Below are 3,952 nucleotides of genomic sequence, written 5' to 3' on the forward strand. Positions count from 1 at the left end.
AGCAGAGCTCTGGCTTCATGTATTGCAGATGAAGGAAAATAATCATTCGTACCATATTTTGCTTTTAGTTGTTTTTGTAAAGAGACTGCATCCTTGACACCATGAAAACAAGTTAAATAGAGTTTCTTATAAGCTGTATGAAGCATAGAGTTATACAGGATCAAATCCTTCTTAATACAACTCGCATCTTCTTCGGATAACTCTTTATAATAGAAACGATTTGAATAAGATAAACACTTCATTGATGTTCCCCTACCCTTGAACAAAAAAGCATCCACTGAGATTCGATTGATACAAAGGAAACTAGGTGATGCTTAGGTTGAATTTAATGATTAAATATATGTTTTTTATTACTTATAGTATACCATATTTACACGATAATTTCATCAAGTTTTATCATTTTTTAGATCACTTTTCATAATGAGATATTGGTGATTTGATGCTTGAAAATGAAATTTCCTATATAATAAAAAAGACACTGAATGATTCAGTGCCTGTATTTTAGAATTGATAAACCATTTCCCCGTTGATGAATGTATAATTTACATTCGTCAAGGTATTAAATATATTGCCGTCACTGACTACGATATCAGCATCCTTCCCAGCAGTTAATGAACCGACACGATCCGCGATACCTAAGATTTCCGCTGGATTGATCGTGATAGCTTTTAAAGCTTCCATTTCAGCCAAGCCCTTCTTGCAGGCCAGTCCGGCACACAGCGGCAGATATTCCTGAGGAATTACCGGTGCGTCAGTAATTAAAGCAATTTTAACACCGGCTTTATTTAAGATACCGGCAGTCGCGAAAGTAAGATTTTTTAATTCAAACTTTGACTTATCAGTTAATGACGGTCCGACAAAAGCCGGGAAGCCGCTTGCTTTTACCTCATCGACAATCAGATGACCCTCTGTGCAATGATCCAGCGTCATCAGCACATCAAATTCACGGGCAATCCGCAGGGCGGTGAGAATATCGTCAGCACGGTGAGCATGCGTTTTTAAAGGGATTTTCTTTTCAAGAACCGGAATCATCGCCTCCAACTTCATATCATAAGCCGGCTGCTTGCTTATATCATCACCAGCCAATGCTTTTTTAGCCATATATTCCTTGGTCTTCATTAATGTTTCACGCAGATAAGCGGCAGTCTGCATCCTTGTCTTAATCTTATTATCACTGTATACACGCTTAGGATTTTCACCAAAAGCACATTTCATCGCCGCCATTGGATTGATTACCATTTTATCAATCACATGTCCATTCGTTTTCCAGATGGCAAAGGTTCCGCCGATCACATTCGCGCTGCCCGGCCCGGAACATACCGTCGTAACACCGCCGCAAGCCGCGTTATGAATTGTCTCATCCATCGGATTCAGCGCGTCGATAGCACGTACATGCGGAGTCAGAGGATCACTCATTTCATTTACATCATCACCTTCAAAACGAATGCTTGATTCCTGCATTCCCAAATGCGAATGACCGTCAATAAAACCAGGATAAATATTCTTGCCAGTACAGTCGATAACCTCACAGCCATCCGCTGACAAATCTTTGCCGACGGCGACAATTTTGCCTTGGTCAAACTTTACATCACCGACAAACACACCGGCTTCGTCCATTGTATAAACGGTTCCGTTTTTAAGTAAAATCATACTGCTACCTCCTCAGCCTTATCAGGCATTCTGTCAATAATTTCTACTTTTACTTTACGATACATGACTATATTATAAATCGTCGCGATCAATTCCGCAATCGGGAATGCGAGCCAGCCGACATAGGCGCCAAACAGCTTAAAGAGCAGCCATGATAAAGGCAGCAGCAAGCCCAGCTGACGCAGGATGGAAGTAATCATCGTAATTGAAGCTCGTTCCAATGACTGAAAGACCGGTGAAAGCGAAATGCTGATTGCCGCGATTGGGAAAGCAAGACTTAAAATCCGCAGGGATACAATGCCCAGCGCCATAATTTCTCCCTCAGCGGAGAAGATTGCCATCAGCTGTTCAGGAAAGAGCTGGAATACAGCTAAAGCAATCAATGTATAGCCAAGTGCCAGATTGGTTGCGAAGCGCCGTGCCTGCATAAAGCGGCTTTTGATCTGAGCACCGTAATTGAAGCTCAGGATCGGCAAGACACCCTGATTCATACCAAACAAAGGCATAAACGCAAAGCTTTGCAGCTTGAAATAGATACCCATAACCGTGATCGCTGCGTCACCAAACTGTGATAAAATCAAGTTCATGCCGGTAACCATAACTGAACCTACCGCCTGCATAACCGCGGAAGGCAGGCCGATGCGAATAATATTGGTCAAAATAGAAGGTCTGAATTTAAAGGTGCGCAATGAAATCGGCAGTTTATCCCTTTTGCGGTACAGCAGAAATAATGCCAGCAGCAATGACAGAAATTGGCCGATGACCGTCGCATAAGCAGCTCCCGCTACATGCAGTGCAGGACAGCCAAACAAACCAAAGATCATAATTGGGTCTAAGATACAGTTAGCAATCGCCCCTGTCAGCTGCACATACATCGATGAAACCATATCCCCGGTTCCCTGAAGAATTGAGATAATGCTTTGCGCAAGCATCTGTGAGAATGAGAAAATCAATACGATCTTCGTATAAGCAATGCCAGATGTAATGACAGCTGGATCGCTGGTGAACAGCGGTATGTATAAATCAACGGCAAACAACCCCAGCAGCAATAAAATCAGATACAGACACATAGTCAGCACCAATCCATGTTCTGCGGTATTAATCGCGTCTTCCTCATTGTGAGCGCCAAGATTTCTTGATACGCATGAGTTGATACCTACCCCGATACCAACCGATAATGCGACAATGATCATTTGGATTGGGAAAGCGAGTGAAACAGCTGTCAAGCCGCTTAATGTATCCTTCGCTACAAAGTATGAATCGACAATGTTATATAAAGCCTGCACCGTCATTGCCAGGATTGCAGGCAGTGACATATTTAAAACTAATTTAGGTATAGGCATGGTAGCCATTTTATTACTTTTTGTATTCATTAAATTCCTCCCTTTTGAAAACGTAAGCGATATGAACAATGCTGACAAAGCTTACGTTTAATTGTACCACTTTTCAGCTCATCAAGCATAGCAGCATTTGCTTTATTTGTTACAATATCCGAAAAAGATGTTTGAAAAACATTTCCCATTGATTCAATGCCTTGACTATCAAGACAGCAGGGCACTACTGTGCCATCACATAAAATGCCGCACATCTGACGCCAGCCTAGACAGCGGCCGGTATCGGAAACATAGGGATTGGCAAGATCAGGCCATTGAAATACCTCATCAAATTGAAGAAACACCTGCTTCATCAGTTTTATTGACTGACGACGCTCACCGGCATTGATGGCTGTCTGAAATTCATTTTCAAAAAATCCCATTGCTTGCTTTGTTTCGGCAGACGGCTCATCACCGCGCATATTCCATAAGCGCAAAGAAACGTATTTATCAGCATCACTGAGCCTACGTGCGGCGTCACTGATACTTTTCAAGTAAGCCAGCTGCTCTGATTCACTATGCTGTGCAAAGCTATGAACGGAGATATTAATCTGCCGCAGATTGTGTGCTTCACATAATCCGTTCAGGCACCTGTCAATCAAGGTGGCATTGGTTGTCAGCTGCACAAACAAGCCGGCAGCCTCTGCCAGCTTCATAAAGTCAAACAGCTGGGGATGAAGCAGCGGCTCACCAAGAACATGCAGATAGATCATGCTTGTATAAGGCTTGATTTCATTAATGACATGACTGAATTCATCGATGGTCATAAAATGCTGAGGCCGTTTATTTTGGATACAGAATGAGCAATGCATATTGCAGACATTAGTAATTTCCACATAAATCTTTTTAAACCGCATACTGCCCTCCTCCAACAAAAAAAAGACCCAATGAAGGGTCGATCACCTGGCAGCTAGTTATCTTCACGGGAG

General features: G+C 42.4%; 4 protein-coding genes. All 4 read right to left on the bottom strand.

Annotated elements, in window-relative coordinates:
- The coding region (locus DWZ33_RS17805; RefSeq protein ID WP_220452470.1) for a hypothetical protein at positions 1-242 on the bottom strand (242 nt) is incomplete at its 3' end.
- A gap of 259 nt (positions 243-501) precedes the next feature.
- On the bottom strand, positions 502-1,650 hold the full coding sequence (locus DWZ33_RS17810) for an amidohydrolase (protein WP_420841423.1): 1,149 nt from the start codon (positions 1,648-1,650) through the stop codon (positions 502-504).
- Complete coding sequence (locus DWZ33_RS17815) at positions 1,647-3,023, bottom strand: MATE family efflux transporter (protein ID WP_118456167.1); 1,377 nt, start codon at positions 3,021-3,023, stop codon at positions 1,647-1,649. The genes DWZ33_RS17810 and DWZ33_RS17815 overlap by 4 nt, the downstream gene beginning before the upstream one ends.
- A complete protein-coding gene (locus tag DWZ33_RS17820) occupies positions 3,023-3,880 on the bottom strand; it encodes a radical SAM/SPASM domain-containing protein (RefSeq protein WP_118456165.1) in 858 nt (285 codons plus the stop codon). The genes DWZ33_RS17815 and DWZ33_RS17820 overlap by 1 nt, the downstream gene beginning before the upstream one ends.
- Positions 3,881-3,952 lie beyond the last annotated feature (72 nt).

The sequence above is a fragment of the Dielma fastidiosa genome, from assembly GCF_003475485.1.
GTDB lineage: Bacteria > Bacillota_I > Bacilli_A > Erysipelotrichales > Erysipelotrichaceae > Dielma > Dielma fastidiosa.